At 71.6% G+C, this 20,494-nt stretch carries 18 protein-coding genes; 5 read left to right on the top strand and 13 right to left on the bottom strand.

Going from position 1 to position 20,494, the window contains the following annotated elements:
• Positions 1 to 58: 58 nt before the first annotated feature.
• Positions 59 to 1,468, bottom strand: a complete 1,410-nt coding sequence (locus tag OIE74_RS11340; RefSeq protein WP_329381496.1) for a C69 family dipeptidase — start codon at positions 1,466 to 1,468, stop codon at positions 59 to 61.
• The gene (locus OIE74_RS11335; protein ID WP_329381494.1) at positions 1,465 to 2,634 is read right to left on the bottom strand and encodes a glycerate kinase; all 1,170 of its coding nucleotides are present in this window, start codon (positions 2,632 to 2,634) and stop codon (positions 1,465 to 1,467) included. The genes OIE74_RS11340 and OIE74_RS11335 overlap by 4 nt, the downstream gene beginning before the upstream one ends.
• A gap of 208 nt (positions 2,635 to 2,842) precedes the next feature.
• On the opposite strand from OIE74_RS11335, the gene OIE74_RS11330 reads away from it, so the two are divergent.
• Positions 2,843 to 3,493 carry a GntR family transcriptional regulator gene (locus OIE74_RS11330; RefSeq protein ID WP_329381491.1) on the top strand — a complete coding sequence of 217 codons (651 nt, stop codon included), beginning with the start codon at positions 2,843 to 2,845 and terminating at the stop codon, positions 3,491 to 3,493.
• Positions 3,494 to 3,596: 103 nt separating this feature from the next.
• Here OIE74_RS11330 and OIE74_RS11325 read toward each other — a convergent pair whose 3' ends face one another.
• A complete protein-coding gene (locus tag OIE74_RS11325) occupies positions 3,597 to 4,499 on the bottom strand; it encodes a phosphotransferase family protein (RefSeq protein WP_329381488.1) in 903 nt (300 codons plus the stop codon).
• Positions 4,500 to 4,553: 54 nt separating this feature from the next.
• Positions 4,554 to 5,225: an endonuclease NucS gene (gene nucS, locus OIE74_RS11320; RefSeq protein WP_189105426.1), complete on the bottom strand. Its 672-nt coding sequence runs from the start codon at positions 5,223 to 5,225 to the stop codon at positions 4,554 to 4,556.
• Positions 5,226 to 5,438: 213 nt separating this feature from the next.
• Here nucS and OIE74_RS11315 point away from each other — a divergent pair, with 213 nt between their 5' ends.
• On the top strand, positions 5,439 to 5,831 hold the full coding sequence (locus OIE74_RS11315) for an SCO5389 family protein (protein WP_023538618.1): 393 nt from the start codon (positions 5,439 to 5,441) through the stop codon (positions 5,829 to 5,831).
• Between the two features lie 88 nt (positions 5,832 to 5,919).
• On the opposite strand, the gene OIE74_RS11310 is transcribed toward OIE74_RS11315, so the two are convergent.
• Entirely contained in the window at positions 5,920 to 6,948 is a 1,029-nt protein-coding gene (locus OIE74_RS11310; RefSeq protein WP_329381481.1) for an LLM class flavin-dependent oxidoreductase, read from the bottom strand.
• A 211-nt stretch (positions 6,949 to 7,159) separates the two neighbouring features.
• Here OIE74_RS11310 and OIE74_RS11305 point away from each other — a divergent pair, with 211 nt between their 5' ends.
• A complete protein-coding gene (locus tag OIE74_RS11305; RefSeq protein ID WP_329381477.1) occupies positions 7,160 to 7,489 on the top strand; it encodes an ATP/GTP-binding protein in 330 nt (109 codons plus the stop codon).
• Between the two features lie 42 nt (positions 7,490 to 7,531).
• Here the strand turns inward: OIE74_RS11305 and OIE74_RS11300 are convergent, their stop codons facing one another.
• The 7 genes from OIE74_RS11300 to mce form a co-directional block, all read right to left on the bottom strand.
• Positions 7,532 to 8,377 (bottom strand): ABC transporter permease subunit, encoded by an 846-nt coding sequence (locus OIE74_RS11300; protein WP_329381475.1) that lies wholly within the window; start codon positions 8,375 to 8,377, stop codon positions 7,532 to 7,534.
• Entirely contained in the window at positions 8,374 to 9,702 is a 1,329-nt protein-coding gene (locus tag OIE74_RS11295) for an ABC transporter ATP-binding protein (protein WP_329381472.1), read from the bottom strand. Before OIE74_RS11295 ends, OIE74_RS11300 begins: the two co-directional genes overlap by 4 nt.
• A gap of 145 nt (positions 9,703 to 9,847) precedes the next feature.
• Positions 9,848 to 10,627 (bottom strand): ABC transporter permease subunit, encoded by a 780-nt coding sequence (locus OIE74_RS11290; RefSeq protein WP_329381469.1) that lies wholly within the window; start codon positions 10,625 to 10,627, stop codon positions 9,848 to 9,850.
• 3 nt (positions 10,628 to 10,630) lie between these two features.
• A complete protein-coding gene (locus OIE74_RS11285; RefSeq protein WP_329381467.1) occupies positions 10,631 to 11,608 on the bottom strand; it encodes an ATP-binding cassette domain-containing protein in 978 nt (325 codons plus the stop codon).
• A 99-nt stretch (positions 11,609 to 11,707) separates the two neighbouring features.
• On the bottom strand, positions 11,708 to 12,646 hold the full coding sequence (locus tag OIE74_RS11280) for a cellulose-binding protein (RefSeq protein ID WP_329381464.1): 939 nt from the start codon (positions 12,644 to 12,646) through the stop codon (positions 11,708 to 11,710).
• Between the two features lie 114 nt (positions 12,647 to 12,760).
• Positions 12,761 to 16,501, bottom strand: coding sequence for a polarized growth protein Scy (gene scy, locus OIE74_RS11275; RefSeq protein WP_329381461.1), 3,741 nt, complete (start codon positions 16,499 to 16,501; stop codon positions 12,761 to 12,763).
• A 160-nt stretch (positions 16,502 to 16,661) separates the two neighbouring features.
• On the bottom strand, positions 16,662 to 17,099 hold the full coding sequence (gene mce / locus OIE74_RS11270; RefSeq protein ID WP_329381458.1) for a methylmalonyl-CoA epimerase: 438 nt from the start codon (positions 17,097 to 17,099) through the stop codon (positions 16,662 to 16,664).
• 141 nt (positions 17,100 to 17,240) lie between these two features.
• On the opposite strand from mce, the gene OIE74_RS11265 reads away from it, so the two are divergent.
• Positions 17,241 to 18,443: an acetyl-CoA C-acetyltransferase gene (locus tag OIE74_RS11265; protein ID WP_329381456.1), complete on the top strand. Its 1,203-nt coding sequence runs from the start codon at positions 17,241 to 17,243 to the stop codon at positions 18,441 to 18,443.
• A 91-nt stretch (positions 18,444 to 18,534) separates the two neighbouring features.
• Positions 18,535 to 19,494 (top strand): methylmalonyl Co-A mutase-associated GTPase MeaB, encoded by a 960-nt coding sequence (gene meaB / locus OIE74_RS11260; protein ID WP_329381453.1) that lies wholly within the window; start codon positions 18,535 to 18,537, stop codon positions 19,492 to 19,494.
• A 131-nt stretch (positions 19,495 to 19,625) separates the two neighbouring features.
• Here meaB and OIE74_RS11255 read toward each other — a convergent pair whose 3' ends face one another.
• The gene (locus tag OIE74_RS11255) at positions 19,626 to 20,468 is read right to left on the bottom strand and encodes a PepSY domain-containing protein (protein WP_329381450.1); all 843 of its coding nucleotides are present in this window, start codon (positions 20,466 to 20,468) and stop codon (positions 19,626 to 19,628) included.
• Between the last annotated feature and the right edge of the window lie 26 nt (positions 20,469 to 20,494).

The following is a 20,494-nucleotide window of genomic DNA, read 5'->3' as shown; positions in this document are numbered from 1 at the left end:
CTCGGTGCTCGTGGAGGGTGGGCGGTGAGGGGTGAGGGGTGAGGGGTGGTGCGGGGGATCAGACGGCGGAAGCCGCCCAGCGGCTGTCCAGGGCCCGGGCGGGGTCCGCGCCGAACTCCCCTGCGAGCGCGGCGGCTTCGGCACGGGCCTCGTCCAGGCAGCCGCGGGTGAAGGCGGTCAGGGCCGCGGGATCGTCGGCCGAGGTGGGCAGTGCGTCGGCCCAGCGCGCTTCGAGGGCGTCGAAGGAGGCGCGCAGCCTGGCGGCGCGCGCGGTGAAGTCCCGGGCGCCGGGCTCCTTCGCCGCGTCGAGCAGGTGCTGCCACTGCCACCAGACCGATGCCGGGTCGTGGGTGGCCCGCGGGTGGTCGCGGGGGTCCCGGGAGGGCCCGGGCAGCGGGAGCGTCAGCGCCTCGGGGAGCGTCTCCACCTCCAGCGGCACCGGCAGATAGACGCCCGTGCAGGGGGTGGTGGGACACCACCACAGGGTCAACGGGCCGGGCTCCGCGTGCAGTTCGACGATCAGCGACGCGGCGGTGTTGCCCCAGGTGAAGCCCGACGGGTGTTCGTGCATGCACAGCGTGTGGAAGTCCGGCCGTGCGGCGTCGAAGGAGGGCCCGCCGAGGAACGTGTCCTCCAGATGGTCGCGCAGCACCCGTTTCGCCGTGCCGATCCCGACGCCGGTCGCGGTGGCCGCGCCTTCGGCGAGCAACTGGCGCGCCCTGCGGCGGCGGATGTGCGAGACCTGGAGCGGAGTGCCGGGGTCGGTGAACGCGTCGGCGACGTCCAGCGGCCGGTCCGCCGGCCATCCGGCGGCGGTGGCGGCGTCCCGCAGTCCGCGGCTGGTGAGATCCGCGTCGGTACGCAGGGAGAGCTCGTTGCTGACCGGGGTGACACCCGTGGTGATCCGGCGCGCCGCCCAGTCACGTCCGAGCGTCTCCAGCACCCACGCCTCGTGGGGGTCGGCGAGCACGTACGCGTTGTCGTAGGCGCCGTCGGCGTGCGGGGCGCCGACCGTCGCCGAGCCCCACTGGCCGTACCGCTCCAGCAGGGAGGTGATCACGTCCAGCGCCTCGCGCGCGGTGCCGCCGCGCTCCAGGCCGAGGCGGACCAGCTCCATGCCGAGTACGCCGGGCCGCTGGTGGTCGCCGGCCTTCTCGCGGGCGACGGCGTCGGCCCACGGGCGGGTGAAGACCGCTTCGTTGCCGATGGCGACGCGCCGCTCGTTCACCCCCATCTCGTAGCCCCAGCACCAGTAGGGGGCGGACCCGATGTGTGCGTAGGCCGGCGCGTCGTCGAGGGTGACGTAGGCCAGCCGCAGAGGCTCGCCCGCCGGCCGGGCCGGTGCGTGGCGCAGCGGCTGGGCCTCGCCCGCGGGGCGGTCGCTGTTCTTGCCGAAAAGGACGGCGGGGCGGCGGGTGGTGTCCGGGAGCGCGACGAAGGTGTCGCAGCTCCAGGGGCGGGAAGTCACGAGCGGGCTCCGTTCCTGGCGGGGGTGCCGGGGCCCGGATGGGCCGCGAGCAAGGTGTGGACGGCCCGGCCGACGAGGCGGCCCGTGAGCTCCGGGTCGTCGGCGCAGGCGGGGTCGATGCGGTCGAGGGCGACGACGTCGGCGAACGGCCCGGACCCGCCCTGCTCGGTGGTGAGCAGGTCGCTGCCGACGACGGCGACCGTCCGCACTCCGTACGTGGCGGCGAGCCGGGCGACGGCGACGGGGGCCTTGCCGCGCAGGCTCTGCGCGTCGAGGCGGCCCTCCCCGGTGATGACGAGGTCGGCGCCGCGGATCAGCTCGGCCGCGCCCAGCAGGTCCAGGAAGACCTCGGCGCCCGAGCGCGGCAGCCCGCCGAGCAGCAGACCGGCCCAGCCGAGTCCGCCCGCGGCCCCGGCGCCCGGCCGCAGCGAGGCTCCAGGGGCTCCGAACACGTTCTCAAGCAGGGGCGCCGCGTGGGCCAGGCCGGCCGAGAGGCGCGCGATCGTCGCGTCGTCGGCGCCCTTCTGCCGGGCGAACATCTCGGCCGATCCGTCCGGCCCGACCATCGGGGTGTCGACATCGCAGGCCAGGACCAGCTGCAGCTCGCGCAGCGCCGGGTGGAGGCCGTCGGCCCGTACCCGCGCGAGGCCCGCCAGCGCGGTGCCGCCGGGGGCGAGCGGGGTGCCCCCGGCGTCGCACAGCTCGACGCCGAGAGCGGCCAGCATCCCCGTACCGCCGTCGGTGGCGGCGGCGCCGCCGAGCGCCAGGGTGATCTCACGGACCCCGTCGTCCAGCAGGGCGGCGAGAGCCAGGCCGACGCCGTAGGTCGTGGCGGACGCCGCCCGGGCGGGGCCGGGGCGGCGCGCGCCGAGGCCGCAGACGGACGCCACCTCGACGATCGCCCGGTCGCCGAGCCGGGCGACGGGCGCTTCCAGCGCCTCGCCCCACGCGTCGGCGGCGGGGACGGCGACAGCGGTCCAGCCGGCCGACACCGCGGCCGTCACACTGCCGTCGCCGCCGTCGGCGACGGGCAGGGGCGTGACGGTCGTGCGGTCGCCCCGCTCGGCGACAGCGGCGGCCATCAGCTCGACAAGACGCTGCGCCGTCACCGTCCCTTTGAACTTGTCCGGGGCCAGTACCACCTGCCGGGGGGCGTCTACCTGCATTTACCTGATCCTCTCAAAAATTGTTCGTCAAGTTATCTCACTCAACTTGTCAGCTTGTCCAGGGTTAAGTCGCTATCCTTCTCCCAGGGTCTTTCGCCGGGATCAGGCCGGATCGAGGAGCGGGTGTGTACGGGGCACGTGAGCCCGGCATGATCCGGACGAGAGGCCCTACGCTCACGCACCCCTCCACGACGCAAAGGACCCGTCCATGGCGATCCGGCTCGCGACCCAATCCATCGGCGACGCTCTCGTGACGTCGCTTCGCGAACGGATACTCACCGATGAGATCCGTGTCGGCACCGCCGTGACCGAGGCGTCCGTCACCGCCGAGTACGACGTCGCGCGGCAGACCGCGAAGGCGGCGATCGAGCGGCTGGTCGGCGAGGGCCTGCTGGAACGCACCGCGCACCGCAGCGCGCGCGTCCCCTCACTGGACGAGACGCGGGTGCGCGACCTCTACTTCGCCCGCGGTGTGGTGGAGGTGCGGTCCTACCAACTGCTCGCCGAGAAGCGGCTGTTGACGAGTGAGGTGCGGAAGGCGCACGAGGAGTTCCGGGCATCGGCGACCGGCTCCGACGTCGCCTCGATCGTGCAGACGGACGTGGAGTTCCACCGCGCGCTGATCGACAGCCTGGAGAGCGAGCGGCTGTCCCGGGCGCACGGCCTGGTCATCAACGAGATCCGGCTCTGCCTCGCCCAGGTCCAGAACGCGCACCTGCTCGCCCCCGGGGAGATCCTGGACGAGCACGAGAGCATCCTCGCGGCCATCCGCGACGGCGCCCCGGACCGTGCGGGCGAGGTCGGCCAGCAGCACCTGGACCACGCCGAGCGGGAACTGCTGTCGTACCTCCGGGGCTGACGCCGACGGCACGTGTCGCCCAGCTCAACCGGCTCCGTGCGCCTCAGGAGGCCGGCCCGGTTCGGCTCGGCGGCTCAGGGGGCGCAGGGCGTCCCCCGTCCGCTCACCCTGTCGGGTACAGCCATCGCAGCGCGGCGAGGCTCTTGTCCAGGTAGGTCCGCCGGCCCGTTTCGAGGCCGTAGGCCAGGTCCTCCAGGAGGGCGCATCTGGCATAGAAGATCGCTCGCTCGGCGATCGCCTCGGTCTCTCGGGCGTCGGCCGGGTAGGCGCGCAGGGCGCGGTGGACGGCGGCGGGGCCCAAGTCCCGGTGGATGAGGCCGAAGTCGTATGCGGGGTCGACGATCGCGGCGTCGGTCCAGTCGATGACACCGGTCACTTCCCAGGTGTCCGGGTCGACGAGAACGTGCTCGATCCCCAGGTCGTTGTGGGAGAAGACCGGCGCATGTCCGTCGGCCGGCGGCGGCGCGTCCAGGAACGCGCGCACCGCGTCGCGATGCTCCGCCGGCACCCGCCCGGCGACGGCGGCGTAGGTCTCCCTCGCCTCCTCCAGCCACAGCGCCTTCGGCTGCTCGTCGTTCTCCACCAACTCGGCCATCGGGCCGACCGGAACGCTGTGCAGCGCGCCGAGCAGCTCGCCCAGTACGGCGGCGACCGCGGCGCTGTGGGCCGATCGGTGCGGTAGTGACACGTCGGTCAGCGGCAGACCGGGGAGTTTGAAGTAGCCCAGACACCCCTGGTCGGCAACGGTGAACGCCGGCTCGGGGACGGGCAGCGGCGAGACGCTCGCGACGGTGGTGAGCAGCCGGGTCTCGTCGCTCACCTTCGTGGCCCGGCTCCGCGGATCGGGATCCTTGCTGAACCGCACGATCAGCTCGCCGTTGACCTCGTAGACCCTGTTGTCCTCGCCCTCGCCGAGGAACTCCACGCCGTCGACCCGATAGCCGGGCATGCCGGCGGCCACGACATCCCGGACGTCCTCGGCGCGATCACGGCTCCGGTTCTCCATACCGGGACTTTACGCGGCCGTCCCACAGGTCCCGGCTCCGGACGCCAACAGCCCTCAGAACAGCCGCAGTTTGTCGTCCTCGATGCCCCGCAGCGCGTCGTAGTCCAGCACCACACATCCGATCCCGCGGTCCGTCGCCAGTACGCGGGCCTGGGGTTTGATCTCCTGGGCCGCGAACAGGCCGCGGACCGGGGAGAGATGGGGATCGCGGTTCAACAGGTCGAGGTAGCGCGTCAGTTGCTCAACGCCGTCTATGTCGCCGCGCCGCTTGATCTCGATCGCGACCGTCGCGCCGTCCGCGTCGCGGCACAGGATGTCCACCGGGCCGATGGCGGTGGGGTATTCGCGGCGGATCAGGCTGTAGCCGTCGCCGAGTGTCTCGATGCGGTCGGCGAGAAGTTCCTGGAGGTGTGCTTCCACGCCATCCTTGATCAGGCCTGGATCGACACCGAGTTCGTGTGACGAGTCATGGAGGATCTCCTCCATCGTAATGATCAGTTTCTCGCCCGCCTTGTTCACGACCGTCCATACTCCGACATCGTCGCCGGTGCCCTCTTTGAGAGTGCAGGGCGGCGACATCCAGTTGAGCGGTTTGTACGCCCTGTCGTCCGCGTGGATCGACACGCTCCCGTCGGCTTTGACCAGGATCAGACGGGGCGCGATGGGCAGGTGGGCGGTGAGACGGCCCGCGTAGTCGACGGAGCAGCGGGCGATGACGAGACGCATGGTCCGCAACGCTACTCGACTGTCGCCGCTCATCGCGATTCGCCCCCCAAGCCCCTTTCGTTTGTGGCCGGTTGTGTTCCCATTCGCCTGGTGCGGTCCGGACAGCACGCATAACGTGGATGCAGGAGGTCGCCGGTCGTGCACGCTGCGTCGTCGTCTCCCCCTTCCCTGCCCGTAAGGCCCCGCTTTGGTGGGGTCGCGAGAGGAGAACCCATGTCGCTCGACGTCTCACCGGCACTGTTGGAGCAGGCCGAGCGAGGCGAGGTCGACGAAGCCGAATTCGTCGACTGCGTCCGGACCTCCCTGCCCTTCGCGTGGGAGATGATCAGCTCCTTGGTGGCTCAGCTGAAGGTGGACGGCGGAGAGTTCGCCGACAACCAGACGCCGCCGCCGGACGAGCAGGCACGTGGTCAGCTGCTGCGCGCGCTCGCCAGTGACGCCATCCGCGGTGCGCTTCAGCGCCACTTCGGGGTACGGCTGGCATTCCAGAATTGTCACCGGGTCGCGGTGTTCCCCCTGGACCCCTCGGTGGACGAGAGGCTCGCCCGCTTCACTTCCATCAGGGGTCAGCTGCTCAACCAGTCCCCGGAGCTCAGGGACTGCTGACGGGCTCCGGTCTGTCGGCGGATTCCTGGGCCGACACAGGGATCCGCCGGACGACCGGCGACGATCGGGCGCGCCGGCCGCGTCGCCCTCAACTCAACTGGGGCAGTACCTCGGCCCCCATCCTCCGTACGTTCTCCTCCGTGGCCACCAGGTCCCCGGAGCCCTCGACGAGCAGCGCGAAGCGCGTGATTCCGGTTCGTTCCGCCGTGGCCGCGAGGCGGTCGGCGGCGAGCCGGGGAGACCCCACCGGATGCAGTGCGCACAGCAGTTCCGTGTACGCGACGGGATCGCGCATGGACCTGTGCCTGCCGTCCACCGTCACATGGGCGCCGAGCCCCTGCCGCAGCCAGCCGGGCATGGCCTTCACCAGCGCCTCGGTCGCCTCCGTGGGGCCGTCCGCGATCTGGGCCACCCCCGCGGACACGTGCGCGGCGCCGGTCACCTCATCGGGAGCGTGGCCGGCGGCGGTGGCGTGCGTCCGCCACAGGGCCACCATCTCGGCCTTCTCCTCGTCCCCGCAGTGCATCCCCAGCAGCATCGGCAGCCCGCGCTCGGCCGCCAGCCGCACGCTCTTCGCGGACGTGCACGCCACGACGACCTCGGGTCCGCCCGCGCCCCCGATCAGCTCGTCCGTCCTTGGTACGACGGGGACTTCACGGAACCGGTAGCGCTCGCCGTCCGCCGACACCCACGGCTCGCGCAGCCACCGCAGCAGCAGATCGAGCGACTCGGGGAAGTCCCGTTCGTACGCCTGGAGCCCCGACCCGAAGACCTCCAGGTCCACCCAGGGCCCGCCCCGTCCCACGCCGAGCGAGAACCGTCCCCCGGAGAGCAGATGCAGCAGCGCCGCCTGCTCGCCGAGGGCCACCGGATGCGTGTTCGGCAACACGCTGACCGCCGTACCCACCCGTATGCGCCGGGTTCGTCCCAGGAGCAGACCGGCCAGTGTCACGGCCGACGGGCAGGTGCCGTACGGCACGAAGTGGTGCTCGGCCAGCCAGACCGAGTCCAGTCCGGACTCCTCGCCGACCTCCGCCGTGCGCACCGCCCGGTGCAGTGCTTCCCCCTGGCCCTGGCCCGGGAACTGGGCCGCCAGTACAAAAGCTCCAACTCGCATCGCCTTCTGCCTCCTTGCGGCTGACGCGGCTCCCCTCCACTGGCGTTAACGTCTGACACGTGCCATGGGCACGGGCGCCACAGAAGTTGTTGCGATTGTCCGCTAACTGCCCCGTGCGGGTGCCCACCGTCTCACGCCGTGCCGCCATGGCCGGGGCGGTGCGGCCCGTACGCTGGAGGGGAACCGTGCTGTCTGCCCCGTGAGGTGTCCCGTGTCCCCGCGCCGCAACCGCCCCCGAGGCGGCGAACCCTCGACCGACCACGCCGGTGAGGCGTCGGACCGGTACGGCGGCTTTCAGCGGACCGAGTCCTGGCAGGGCGAGGAGTGGGCGGTCCGGCAGGTCGCCGGCGCGAGCGCCGCGGGCAAGCGCTACCGGTGCCCCGGGTGCGACCAGGAGATCCCCTCCGGTGTGCCGCACGTGGTGGCGTGGCCGGAGTACGGCGGCGTGGACGACCGGCGCCACTGGCACAAGGCGTGCTGGAACGCGAAGGACCGCCGCACCTCGCGGGTGCAGCGGTCCCGTAACGCGCCGAAGTTCTGAGCCGGGCCGGCGGCGGTCACGGCGTCAGCGTCCGCAACCGGCCTATACGTCGCGGCGGTTGAGCGAGAAGAAGGCGAAGCCCATCACCACGGCCGTGACACCCGCCGCGATGAACACCGGGTCCCAGCCGTTCGGTCCCGACCCGGTCATCGAGACGGCGTAGAGCACCGAGATCTGGCTCGGGATCGAGTACTCGAAGAGGGCCTCCTGCACCTTGGCCAGCGACGACGAGAACATGAACATCGCCATCACCAGCGGCAGCAGCACCACCCCGATCATGAGGGTGATCGCCCCCGCCGAGTGCCGGATCAGCGCGCCGACGGCCAGCGACAGCAGGCCGAGCAGCGCCATGAACAGGCCCACGCCGAAGGTGGCCCGCAGCCACTCCTGGCCGGTGGGCGCGCGGCCGTCGAGCATGGCGACATGGATGGCGCCGACCAGGGTCGCCGTCACCGTCGTGATCGTCAGGACGAGCAGGAAGAAGACGATCGACTTCGCCGCCAGCACCCGGCCCCGGCTGGGGCAGGCGGTCAGGGTGGTGCGGATCATCCCCGTGCCGAATTCGGACGCGATCGTCAGCACGCCGAGGGTGATCACACAGATCGACCCCAGCAGCACACCGAAGAAGCCCAGCGGCAGCGCCGACTCCTCGCCGAGAGTGGCCTCCGAGATGGAGACACCCCAGGCCACGAGCACGCCGATGCCCACCATCAGGACGATCATGATGCCGAGTGTCCACATGGTCGAGCGGACGGAACGGATCTTGGTCCACTCCGATGCCACCGCGTCACCGAGGGTGGCCCGGCGGACCGGGATCGGCGAGACGTACGACCCCAGGGGCTGCCCGCCCTGCCAGATCGGGGCCTGCTGCTCGTACGGGGCTGTCATCGGTCGTCCTCGGTGGTCTTGGTCTTGGTCTGGGTCCCGGTCTCGGTCTTCGCCCCGGTCTCGTCCGGCTCGCCGGCCGTGGCCGCCTTCTCGTCGCTCACGTGCTTGACGAGATCGGCGGCGCTCGCCGGCGCGGGCCCGGCGCTCACGGGCGCCGGCGCGGCAGCCGGGGCCTTCGCGGTCTTCGCGGCGGGCACTGGTGCGTCCGCCGGTGCGTCCACAGGCGCCTGTGCGGGTGCCTGCGCGGGCGCGGCGGCCCCGACCGGGGAGTCCGACGCGTACGGGTTCTCCCCGGGCGGCGGCGGCGCGTACCAGCCCTGCGTCGGCACCTCGGGCACGACCGGAGGCTCGTACAACCGCACCCCGTAGCCCGGCTGCGGCGGCGGCGCGAAACCGGCGAGCTGGTCGGCCGTCGACCGGTAGTCCACGGCGTTCTGCGTCAGCCGCATGTACGCCTCCTCCAGCGAGGCCTGGTGCGGGGAGAGTTCCCAGAGCCGTACGTCCGACTCGTGCGCCAGATCGCTGATGCGGGGGAGCGGCAGCCCGGTGACCCGCAGCGCGCCGTCCCGCTCGGACAGCACCTGGCCGCCCGCCTCACCGAGCGCGGCGACCAGCTTCTCGCGGCCGTCGGAATCGCCCTCCGCGGGGCGGACCCGGGCGAAGTCCGCCGAGTTGTGCGAGATGAAGTCCTTCACGCTCATGTCGGCGAGGAGCTGACCGCGCCCGATCACGATCAGATGCTCGGCGGTCAGGGCCATCTCGCTCATCAGGTGCGAGGAGACGAAGACCGTACGGCCCTCGGACGCGAGCTGCTTCATCAGATTGCGGACCCAGAGGATGCCCTCGGGGTCGAGGCCGTTCACCGGCTCGTCGAAGAGCAGCACCTGCGGGTCGCCGAGCAGCGCGGCGGCGATGCCGAGCCGCTGGCCCATACCGAGCGAGAAGCCGTTGGAACGGCGCCGTGCCACGTCCTGGAGACCGACCACGCCCAGGACCTCGTCGACCCGGGCCGCCGGGATGCCGGAGAGCTGCGCGAGCGAGAGCAGATGGCTGCGCGCACTGCGCCCGCCGTGCACCGCCTTGGCGTCCAGCAGCGCGCCGACCTGACGGGGCGCGTTGGGAAGCTCCCGGAAGGGATGGCCACCGACCGTCACACGGCCCGCGGTCGGCTGGTCGAGACCGAGGATCATCCGCATCGTCGTGGACTTGCCGGAGCCGTTGGGGCCCAGGAACCCGGTGACGGCACCGGGCCTGACCTGGAAGGAAAGGTTGTACACGGCCGTCTTGGCGCCGTAGCGCTTCGTCAGGCCGACTGCCTCGATCATTCTCCAGCCCCATCGACAGTTCTGTCTGGTGGTCGGGGCAGTGGCCGCTTCGGACCGAAAGCCCCCGTAAGAGTTAGGAGGATATCCGGGCCCTGACGGTTCCGGCCAAGCCGTTGGGATCGGGGCCTGTCGGCCGGGACACGTCCTACGCGTCGCGCTTCTTCAGGACGAGGTAGCCGCCGATCAGCGCCGCGATGACCCACAGCGCCATGATTCCCATGCCCTGCCAGGGGCTGTACGGGGCCTTGTCCGAGTTCAGCGCGTCGGGGATCACCTGCATGATCTTGGCGCCGGCCTGGTCGGGGAAGTACTGGGCGACGTTCTTCGCCTTCGGTACGGAGGCGAGGATCTGCGAGACGAGGAAGAAGAACGGCATCAGGATGCCGAGCGACAGCATCGAGCTGCGCAGCATCGTCGCGACGCCCATCGAGAAGAGCGCGATCAGCCCCATGTAGAGACCGCTGCCGATGACCGCGCGCAGCACGTTCGGCTCACCGATGGTCGTCCCGTGGTCGCCGAGCGCCGCCTGGCCGAGGAAGAACGAGACGAAGCCCGTGATGAGCCCGACGATCAGGGCCAGCATCCCGGCGACGAAGATCTTGCTGAAGATGAAGGTGCCCCGCTGCGGTACGGCGGCGAGCGAGGTGCGGATCATGCCCGAGCTGTACTCCGAGCCGACGACCAGGACGCCGAAGACGACCATCGCCAGCTGGCCCAGGATCATCCCGGAGAAGCTCACGAAAGTCGGGTCGAAGGTGATGCGCTCGGCGTCCGACAGATCGTCGAACGTGGTGCTGAACAGCAGGGACAGGGCGAAGCCCATGGCCACGGTCACGAGGAACGCGACGGCGAGGGTCCAGATCGTGGACGAGACCGTACGGATCTTGGTCCACTCGGACTGGAGGACCGCTGGTACCGATGCCATGGGTCAGGCTCCCTTGCCCTGGTTGCCGTGCTGTCCCCACTGGGGGCCGGGGCCCGCCGGGGGTGCGCCGCCGGCATCGGAATGCGCGTGGTACTCGACCGACTCGGCCGTCATCTGCATGAACGCGTCCTCCAGCGAGGCGCGTTGGGAGCTCAGCTCGTGCAGGACGACCTGCTGCCGCGCCGCCAGCTCACCGATCCGCTCGGAGCTGGAACCGTCGATCTCCAGCGTGCCGTCCTCGGCCTCGACGACGGTGAAGCCGCCCTCGGACAGCGCGTCGAGCAACTGCTCCCGCTGCGGGGTGCGGACCCGGACGAAGCTGCGCGAGTTCTCGTGGATGAAGTCGGCCATCGAGGTGTTCGCCAGGAGCTTTCCCTGGCCGATCACGATCAGATGCTCGGCGGTCAGCGACATTTCACTCATGAGATGGCTGGAGACGAAGATCGTGCGGCCTTGGCCCGCGAGGGTTTTCATCAGATTGCGAATCCAGTGAATGCCCTCCGGGTCCAGACCATTCACCGGCTCGTCGAACATCAGGATCTCGGGATCACCGAGCAGCGCCGCGGCGATACCCAGCCGTTGGCCCATACCAAGAGAGAAGCCTTTCGACTTCTGCTTGGCCACGGCCGTCAGACCGACCGTGTCCAGAACCTCGTTGACCCGGCGCACCGGAATGCGGTTGCTCTGGGCGAGACACAGGAGGTTGTTGTACGCGCTGCGCCCGCCGTGCATGGCCTTCGCGTCGAGGAGGGCGCCGATGTACTTCACCGGCTCTTCGAGGTCGCGGTAGTGCTTCCCGTCGATCCGGACCGAACCGCCGGTCGGGATGTCCAGGTCGAGCATCATCCGCATGGTGGTCGACTTACCGGCTCCGTTGGGTCCCAGAAAACCCGTCACCACTCCGGGCCTGACCTGGAAGGAGAGGTGGTCGACCGCGATCTTCTTCCCGAAACGTTTGGTGAGCCCTTCGACCTCGATCATGCCGACAACCTAAGGGTGCGCAAAGCCCCCCGCCACTCCACTGGCGGGGGGCTTGCACGATCGTTACTTACGGAACGAAGCCGTCTATCAGCCGTACGGCTAGCGCGACTGCTGCGCCGGGACACCACGCGAGATCGGCTCGTCCTCGGCCGGCGTACCCGCCGCGGCGACGGCCGCACCGGTCAGCGTGGCCAGCATCTCGCGGACGTTGGTCAGCTGGGCGTTGATCGAGTCGCGGCGGTTGGTGAGCGCCGCGAGCTCGCGCTCCGATTCGCTGCGGATCCGGTCGGCCTTGGCGTTCGCGTCGGCCACGATGTCCTCGGCCTGGCGCTGCGCGGTCTCCACCGTCTGACGGGCACGGCGCTCCGCGTCCGTACGGAGCTTCTCGGCCTCAAGACGCAGCTGCTCGGCGCGGTGCTCGATCTCCGCCAGGCGCTTCTCGGCCTTCGCCTGACGCGACGCCAGGTCACGCTCGGACTGCTCACGCCGCTTGGCGAGGTTCGTCTCGAAGTCCGCGGCGGCCTGGGCGGCCTTGGCGCGGGTCTCCTCGAAGAGCGCGTCGGCCTCCTCGCGCTTCTGCTGCGCGTCCTTCTGCGCCTCGGAGCGCAGGGTCTGGGCCTCCCCCTTCGCCTTCTCGACGATACGGACGCCCTCGTCCTCGGCCTTCGACTTGCGGTCGGCGGAGAACGCCTCGGCGTCGTTCCGCACCTGCTGGGCCGCCGACTCGGCGAGCTCGCGGTGCTGTTCGGCCGCGCGACGGGCCTCTTCGCGCAGGTCCTTCGCCTCCTCCTCGGCGAGGCGGAGGATCTTCTCAACGCGCGCTCCCAGGCCGGCGTACGACGGCTCCGCGTCGGTGACCTGGGCCTGAGCGTTCTGCGTTTCGAGGTGGAGCTCCTCGATGCGCTTTTCCAGTGCGGTGATCCGTGCGAGAGCACTGTCACGGTCGGCGACGAGCTTGGTAATGCGGTCATCCACCTGACCGCGGTCGTAACCACGCCGCACGAGCTCGAAGCCGAATGGGGAGGAAGTGTCGCTCATGAGGTTCCTGTCGAATGAGACCGGTGAGGTGATAGGGGGAATCCTAGGGGCCAAAGCGGCGTGTCATCGTGCGGATGCGGGTTTGATCTGGAGAATGTCCAGCCTTTTGAGTGGCTAACTGTCGGACGGCTTGCCACTCGAACGGGTCGCACCCGCCGCCGCGCCCGCCTTGACGCTACCTCCGCCGGCGCCGCCACCGGACCCCGTCTTGCCGCCCGCGCCCGGAGTCTCGAAGGATTCCAACGCTTCCAGCACATCCTGTACACGGGAGATCTCCGCCTGGATGTCCTCGCGCCTGCGTACCAGTACGTCGAGTTCACGTCTGCCCTCGTCGACCATCCGGCCGGCCTCCGCCTCGGCGTCGGCACGGAACTTCTCGCCCTCGCGGGTCAGTTCGGCCTTCTTCTGCTCCGCTTCCTTCAGCAGCGCCTCGGCCCTCTTCACCGCCGCGATCCGGACCTTGCTCGCCTCCGAACCGGCCTCCGCCACCAGGGCCTTGGCCTTCCGCTCGGCCTCCTGCTGCTGTTCGGTGGCCGCCTTGACGAGCTTGTCGACGCGTTCGCCGGCGTTCTTCATCTGCTCGGCCGTCTCCCGGCGTGCCCGCTCGTGGAGTTGGTCGATCTCGCCCTCGATCCGCGCCCGCAACTCCTCGGTGCGCTCACGGATGGCGGTGGCGTCCCGGCGCGCCCCGACGAGCAGTTCGTCGGCGTCCGTACGGGCCTTCTCCACCAGGGAGTTGCCCTCGACTGTCGCGTCGGCCTTGAGCCGCGCCGCCTCGGTGCGCGCGACGCCCACCATCGTGTCGGCCTGGGCCTCGGCCTCCGTGGCGGCGCGGAGCGCCTCCTCCTGGGCCTTGTTGATGAGCTGGTCGGCCTGCTCGGCCGCGTCGCCGCGGCGCTTGGAGGCGTTCGCGCGCGCGTCGTCGAGCAGCCGGTCCGACTCCGTGATCGCGTCGCTGACGGTCCGTTCGGCCGTCGCCTCGGCGTCCGACCTGGTCCGCTCGGCCTCCGCGCGGAGCCGTTCGGCCACCCGCTGGGCAGAGTTGACAGTCTCGGCGGCCTCGGCGCGCATCCGCTCCGACTCGCTGGTCGCCTCGCCGATGAGCCGGTCCGCCTGCTCCGCGGCGTCGCCCCGGATGCGGTTGGCGTCGTCGCGCGCCTCCTGGCGGGCCCGGGACGCGTCCTGCTCGGCCGCGGCCAGCGAGTCCGACGCCTCGGTCCGTACCCGCTGCGCGTAGTCGGCGCTCTCCGCGCGCAGCCGCTCCGCCTCGGCGACCGCCTCGCCGACGGTGCGTTCGGCGAGCGCCTGAGCGGCGTCCGTCTCCTCGTGGGCGCGGGCTCGCAGCCGTGCCGCGTCGTCCGAGGCACGCTCGCGCTCCGCGTACGCGTCGGCGCGGACCCGGTCCGCCTCCTCCTGCGCCTCCGACTTCGTGCGCTGCGCCGCGTGTTCGGCGGCGGACCGCAGTCCGGCGATCTCCTGCTCGGCCTGGTCGTGCAGCCCGGAAACCGCGTCCCGAACCTGCTGCGCGGTCTGCTCGGCGGCCGACACCATCTCGGTGGCGCGGAAGTCGGCCTCCTCGACCAGCCGCGCTGCCTCGGTCTGCGCCTCGTCGACCCGCTTACGGGCGGAGGCCAGCAGCTCCTCGCTCTGCTCGCGGGCCCGCTCGCGCTCCTGGTCCGCCTCCGTACGGGCGGCGCTCAGCAGGTCCTCGGCCTCGCGGCGGCGGCGTACCGCCTCCTCCTGCGCGGCGTCGAGCGCCTCGGCCGCCTCGGTGCCCACACGCTCGGCCGCGGCGGCGGCCTCGGCGCGCAGCCGGTCCGCGCTGTCCTGGGCCTCGGACTTGATCCGCTCGGCCTCCTGCGCGGCCTCGTCCCGCAGCCGTACGGCGGTCGACTCGCCCTCCGCGCGGGAGCGCCCCGCGTCCTGCGCGGCCTCGTCCCGCAGCCGCTCGGCCTCCTGCTCGGCCTGGGCCTGGAGCGTACGCAGCCGCTCGGCGGACTCCGCGCGCAGCCGCTCCGTCTCCTCGGCGGCCTCGCGCCGGATCCGCTCGCTCTCGGCGCGGGCGTCGGTCAGCGCCGACTCGGCGCCGCTCAGGCGCTGTTCGGCCTCGGTGTGCAGCCGCGTCAGCTCGTCGGCGGCCTCGGACCTACGGGCCTCGACACCGCGCTCGGTCTCCTCGCGCAGTTCGCCGGCGGCGCGCTCGGCGGCGGTCTTCACCGCCTCGGCCTGCTCCTCGCCCTCGGCGCGCAGCCGGTCCGCCTCGGCCCGCGCGCGCTCCAGGGTCTCCTCGGCCTGCTTGCGCAGCGTCGTGGCGCGCTCGATGGCCTCCGTACGGACCCGCTCGCTGTCCGTGGACGCGGTGGCGCGCATCTCGTCGGCGTCGGCGCGCGCCTTGGTCAGCAGCTCCTCGGCGGTGCTGGCCGCCTCCTCGATCTGCTGGACGGCCTCACGGCGCGCCTCGCTGCGGATGCGCTCGCCCTCGGCGACGGCCTCCGAGCGCAGCGTCTCGGCCTCGCCGCGCAGCCGGCGCGCCTCCTCCTGGAGCTCGACCGTCTTGGCGCGGTACTCCTTGGTGTCGTCCTTGGCCGCGCCCTTGAGCTGGTCGGCCTGCTCGGCGGCCTCGCCGCGCAGCCGGTCCGCCTCGGCCTCGGCCTCGCGGCGGATCCGGTCGGCCTCCTCGCCCGCCGCGCGGGTGGTGGCCCTGGCGTCGTCGGACGCCTTGGTGAGGACCTCCTCGGCCGTACGGGCCGCCTTGGCCAGCTGGGCCGCGGAGTCCTCGGAGGCGGCCGTACGGGCCTTCTCGGCGGCCTCGGTGACCATCTTCTCGGCCTCGGCGCGGGCGTCGGCGAGCGCCTGCTCGGCCTCCGCCTTCAGCGCCTCGGACTCCTTCGTCGCCTCGCCGACGAGCCGGGCGATCTCGGACTTGGCGGTACGGGTGCGCTGCTCGTACTGGGTCTCGGCGCCGGCCAGCCGCTTGACCGCGGTCTCCTTGGCCTCGGTGACGAGCTTCTCGGCCTCGGCGCGGGCCTCGCGCAGCCGCTCGTCCGCCTCCTGTATGCGCGCTTCGGCGGACCGGCTCAGCTCGCCGGCCTGCTGGCGTGCCTGGTCGGACTCGGCCGTCGTCGCCGAACGGAGCTGCTCGGCGTGGGTGGTGGCCTCCTGCGCCTGCGTGGACGCGGCGTTGAGCAGCCGCTCGGCGTCCTTGCGGGCCCGCTGAAGAATCGCTTCGGCCTCGGCGCGGGCGGTCTCCGACTCGGCGCCAAGCCGGCGGCGGGCGTCCTCGGCGACCCGGGTGGCCTCGGCGCGGGCGGCGGCCAGGGACTTCTCGGCCTCGCCGCGTGACTCGTCCAGCAGCCTGCGGGCCTGTGTCTCCGTACGGCCGCGCAGCTGCTCGGCCCAGGCGACGTTCTCGTTGACGTGCGACTCGACGGTCTGGCGGCGCTCGGCCAGCTCCTGGTCGAGGCGCTGGCGGCGCTGCACGGCCTCGGCGTGCAGCTCGGCCTGGAGCCTGGCCTGGTGCTCGGCGTGCTCCTGGAGGATGCGCTGCGTCTGGGCGCGGGCCTCGCGCAGCTCACGTTCGGCGTCGGTGCGCAGCTGGTCGGCCTGGATCTGCGCGTTACGGAGCATCTGCTCCGCCTGGTAGCCGATGTCCGCGATGTCGTAGGAGGGCCGGGACGCCAGGTTGCGGCGCGCCTCGTGCAGTTTCGCGCGCAGTACTTCGACCTGGTAACCGAGGTCCTCGGCGTGCTGGACGGCCTTCTCCCGCGCGGTCTTCAGCCGATCCATCTCGGCTTCGAACCGCGAAAGGTGGTCGTCGTCAGCTCGGTGGCTCTCCTGGCGTTCGTAGCCCCGCACTGCGCGGTCCCATCCGTCCCCTGGTCGCAACTCAGCATTCGGTACCGCCCGACGGGCGAACGGCCCCCCGGGGAATGGTGACAGATCATCGGCCGAGGCGCCGCCCCGACCCGGCCCCGGCCCGGAGCGGCCCACTCTACCGGGCCGGGAATCGTTCGGGTCAGTGCTCTTGGGGCTTCGCGGCCGAGGTGACCAGTTCGGTCAGGACGCCGTGACAGTCCTTGGGATGCAGAAACGTGATGCGGGAGCCCATCGATCCGTTGCGCGGCTCCTCGTAGAGAACCCGTACACCCTTCTCCCGGATCGCCTCGGAGTCGCCGTCGACGTCCTCGGTACCGAAGGCGATGTGATGGACGCCCTCGCCGTTCTTGGCCAGCCATTTGCCCACGGCCGAGTCCTCGCGGACCGGTTCGAGCAGCTGGAGGTACGAGGCGCCGCCGTCGGACGTCTCGTTGATCTTGAGCATGGCCTCCCGCACGCCCTGCTCCTCGTTGATCTCGGTGTGGAACACCTCGAAGCCGTAGGTGGCCCGGTAGAACTCGACGGTCGCGTCGAGGTCGTGGCAGGCGATTCCGATGTGGTCGATACGCGTCAGCATGCGCACAGTGCAGCGCCAACCGAGCGGTTACGCAACGTGCGCGCTGTCACACTCACGGCCGGGTGACCCGGGACCTGTGCGCTCAGTACATTTGGTGAACCCTCGTTAACCCTCAATCGTCAGGCAAAGGGGTCGCATCTCATGCCGGATTCGAACACCACCACTTCCGTCATCGTCGCCGGTGCGCGTACGCCCATGGGCAGGCTGCTGGGATCGCTCAAGTCCTTCTCGGGCGCCGATCTCGGCGCCTTCGCCATCAAGGCCGCGCTGGAGCGGGCCGGCGTCACCGGCGAGCAGGTGCAGTACGTGATCATGGGGCAGGTGCTCCAGGCCGGGGCGGGGCAGATCCCGGCGCGGCAGGCGGCGGTCAAGGCCGGCATCCCGATGAGCGTCCCCGCGCTCACGGTCAACAAGGTCTGTCTCTCCGGCCTCGACGCGATCGCTCTGGCGGACCAGCTGATCCGCGCGGGCGAGTTCGACATCGTGGTCGCGGGCGGGCAGGAGTCCATGACGAACGCGCCGCATCTGCTGCCGAAGTCCCGTGAGGGCTACAAGTACGGCGCGATCGAGATGCTGGACGCGATGGCCCACGACGGTCTGACCGACCCGTTCGAGTCCATCGCCATGGGCGCCTCCACGGAGAAGCACAACACCCGGCTCGCCATCGCCAGGCCCGAGCAGGACGAGGTCGCGGCGGCCTCCCACCAGCGGGCCGCGGCGGCGCAGAAGAACGGCGTCTTCGAGGCCGAGATCACGCCCGTCGAGATCCCGCAGCGCAAGGGCGACCCGGTCGTCTTCGACCGGGACGAGGGCATCCGCCCGGACACGACCGCCGAGTCCCTGGGCAAGCTGCGGCCCGCCTTCTCCAAGGACGGCACGATCACGGCAGGCTCCTCGTCGCAGATCTCCGACGGCGCCGCCGCCGTCGTGGTCATGAGCAAGGCCAAGGCGGTCGAGCTGGGCCTGGAGTGGCTCGCGGAGATCGGCGCGCACGGCAACGTGGCGGGACCGGACAACTCGCTCCAGTCGCAGCCCGCGAACGCGATCAGGCACGCCCTCAAGAAGGAGGGCATCGCCGTCGACGATCTGGACCTCATCGAGATGAACGAGGCCTTCGCCGCGGTCGCCGTCCAGTCGACCAAGGAGCTGGGTGTGTCCCCCGAAAGGGTGAACGTGAACGGTGGGGCCATCGCACTCGGCCACCCGATCGGGATGTCCGGCGCCCGGCTGGTGCTGCACCTGGCGCTCGAACTGAAGCGGCGCGGTGGCGGCGTGGGCGCGGCGGCGCTCTGCGGCGGCGGCGGTCAGGGCGACGCGCTGATCGTGCGGGTGCCGAAGGCGTAGGCGTACGCGTACGCCCGGGTCAGGACGTGGGCGTCCCCGGCGAAGGCCGGGCACGGAACCCATCGGCGAGCAGGAACGGAGCGCGGTACGGATGACGGTGGACGTCCCCCAGCTGGTGGCCCAGGCGCGGGAGGGCCGGCCCAGGGCGGTGGCCCGGCTGATCTCACTGGTCGAAGGGGCGTCGCCGCAACTGCGCGAGGTGATGGCGGCGCTGGCCCCGCTCGCGGGCGGGGCGTACGTCGTGGGTCTCACCGGGTCGCCCGGTGTCGGCAAGTCGACATCGACCTCCGCGCTGGTGGCCGCGTACCGGAAGGCTGGCAAACGTGTCGCCGTGCTGGCCGTCGACCCGTCGTCCCCCTTCTCGGGGGGAGCGCTGCTCGGGGACCGGGTCCGGATGTCCGACCACGCGTCGGACCCCGGCGTCTACATCCGCTCGATGGCGACCCGCGGCCATCTCGGCGGGCTCGCCTGGTCGGCGCCGCAGGCGATCCGGGTGCTCGACGCGGCCGGCTGCGACGTGATCCTGGTGGAGACCGTGGGCGTCGGGCAGTCGGAGGTGGAGATCGCCTCCCAGGCCGACACCTCGGTGGTGCTGCTCGCGCCCGGCATGGGCGACGGCATCCAGGCGGCCAAGGCAGGGATCCTGGAGATCGGTGACATCTACGTCGTCAACAAGGCGGACCGGGACGGCGCCGACGCGACCGTCCGCGAGCTGAACCACATGCTCGGCATCGGCGAGGCCCGCGCCCCCGGCGACTGGCGCCCGCCCATCGTCAAGACGGTCGCCGCGCGGAACGAGGGCATCGACGAGGTCGTCGAGGCGCTGGACAAGCACCGCGCGTGGCTGGAGAAGAACGACGTCCTCACCGAACGGCGGGCCAGGCGCGCGGCCCGCGAGGTGGAGACCATCGCCGTCACCGCGCTCCGCGAGCGCATCGGCGACCTGCGCGGCGACCGCCGGCTGGGCGCGCTGGCGCGGCGGATCGTCGCGGGCGAACTGGACCCGTACGCGGCGGCGGACGAACTGGTGGCGGGGCTGACGGGCGGGTAGCGCACCGGGCGCGCACAGCGCGAAGTGCCGGTGGCAGAGGAGGGGGATGTCCTCTGCCACCGGCTGCCCCGGTCGCCGCCAGGCCGTGCGACGCACGTACGGCTCAGGCGTCAACTGCCCCGCGCACGGCGTCAGTCGTCGTCGCCGTCGTCCCCGTCGTCGTCGCCACCGCGGTCGTCGTCGTGACCGTCGTCGTCCCGGTCGTCGTCATCGCCGTGGTCGTCACCCCGGTCGTCGTCCTTGCCGTCCGCGCGGTCGTCGCGTCCGTCGTCGTCCCGGTCGTCCTTGTCGTCGCCCCGGCCCGCCGCCACGGCGCCGGAGGCCATGCCGACCGTCACCGCGTGCGTACGGCCGTCGTCACCGCGCACCGTCACCTCCCAGTGGCCGGCCTCGCGGTCGTCGTCGTCCGCGTCGACCGATGTCACGGCGCCCGGGTGCTTCTTGAGCGCTGCCGCCGCCGCTCCCGAGGCGTCCACCGCGGCGCCGTTCACCGCGGCGCGCTCGTGGCGGTCGTCGTTGCTGTCGTCATCGTCGTCGTTGTCCGCGCGGACCGAGCCGGTCGCGGCGTCGACCCGCAGGTCGTACCACTTGCCGTCCTGGCCGATGATGTCGACCTCCCAGTGCCGGCGGCCGGACGAGCCGTCGTCGTCATCGTCGTCGTCCAGGTCGACGGACTCCACCTTGCCGGGGTGCCGCTTCAGCGCCGCCGCGGCCGCCTGCTCCGCGGTGAGCCCCGGCTTCGCCGCCGAGGTGTCGTCCTTCCCGTCGCCGCCGTTGTTCCCGGCGTCGTCGTTTCCGCCGTCGTCCCGGTCGTCGTCACCGCCGCCCGCGCCGTTCACCAGCGACGCCGACGACACCGACTCCGGTACGGCGGCGCCGCCGGAGCCGGTGGCGCCCCCGGCGACCGCGGTGTACGTACCGCCGCCGATCACAGCCGCTGTCGCGATGCTGGCGATGACAAGATTGCGCTTCATGAGGGTTCCTCCCCGTCGGGCCGTTT

Source organism: Streptomyces sp. NBC_01716 (assembly GCF_036248275.1).
In the GTDB taxonomy this organism is placed as follows: domain Bacteria; phylum Actinomycetota; class Actinomycetes; order Streptomycetales; family Streptomycetaceae; genus Streptomyces.
This window is presented reverse-complemented; position numbering and strand designations above follow the sequence as displayed.

Coding starts and splice junctions, on each gene's coding strand:
- OIE74_RS11335 (WP_329381494.1), bottom strand. CDS start 2,634: ATGCAGGTAGACGCCCCCCGGCAGGTGGTACTGGCCCCGGACAAGTTC.
- OIE74_RS11330 (WP_329381491.1), top strand. CDS start 2,843: ATGGCGATCCGGCTCGCGACCCAATCCATCGGCGACGCTCTCGTGACG.
- OIE74_RS11325 (WP_329381488.1), bottom strand. CDS start 4,499: ATGGAGAACCGGAGCCGTGATCGCGCCGAGGACGTCCGGGATGTCGTG.
- nucS (WP_189105426.1), bottom strand. CDS start 5,225: ATGCGTCTCGTCATCGCCCGCTGCTCCGTCGACTACGCGGGCCGTCTC.
- OIE74_RS11315 (WP_023538618.1), top strand. CDS start 5,439: ATGTCGCTCGACGTCTCACCGGCACTGTTGGAGCAGGCCGAGCGAGGC.
- OIE74_RS11310 (WP_329381481.1), bottom strand. CDS start 6,948: ATGCGAGTTGGAGCTTTTGTACTGGCGGCCCAGTTCCCGGGCCAGGGC.
- OIE74_RS11300 (WP_329381475.1), bottom strand. CDS start 8,377: ATGACAGCCCCGTACGAGCAGCAGGCCCCGATCTGGCAGGGCGGGCAG.
- OIE74_RS11295 (WP_329381472.1), bottom strand. CDS start 9,702: ATGATCGAGGCAGTCGGCCTGACGAAGCGCTACGGCGCCAAGACGGCC.
- OIE74_RS11290 (WP_329381469.1), bottom strand. CDS start 10,627: ATGGCATCGGTACCAGCGGTCCTCCAGTCCGAGTGGACCAAGATCCGT.
- OIE74_RS11285 (WP_329381467.1), bottom strand. CDS start 11,608: ATGATCGAGGTCGAAGGGCTCACCAAACGTTTCGGGAAGAAGATCGCG.
- OIE74_RS11280 (WP_329381464.1), bottom strand. CDS start 12,646: ATGAGCGACACTTCCTCCCCATTCGGCTTCGAGCTCGTGCGGCGTGGT.
- mce (WP_329381458.1), bottom strand. CDS start 17,099: ATGCTGACGCGTATCGACCACATCGGAATCGCCTGCCACGACCTCGAC.
- OIE74_RS11265 (WP_329381456.1), top strand. CDS start 17,241: ATGCCGGATTCGAACACCACCACTTCCGTCATCGTCGCCGGTGCGCGT.
- meaB (WP_329381453.1), top strand. CDS start 18,535: ATGACGGTGGACGTCCCCCAGCTGGTGGCCCAGGCGCGGGAGGGCCGG.
- OIE74_RS11255 (WP_329381450.1), bottom strand. CDS start 20,468: ATGAAGCGCAATCTTGTCATCGCCAGCATCGCGACAGCGGCTGTGATC.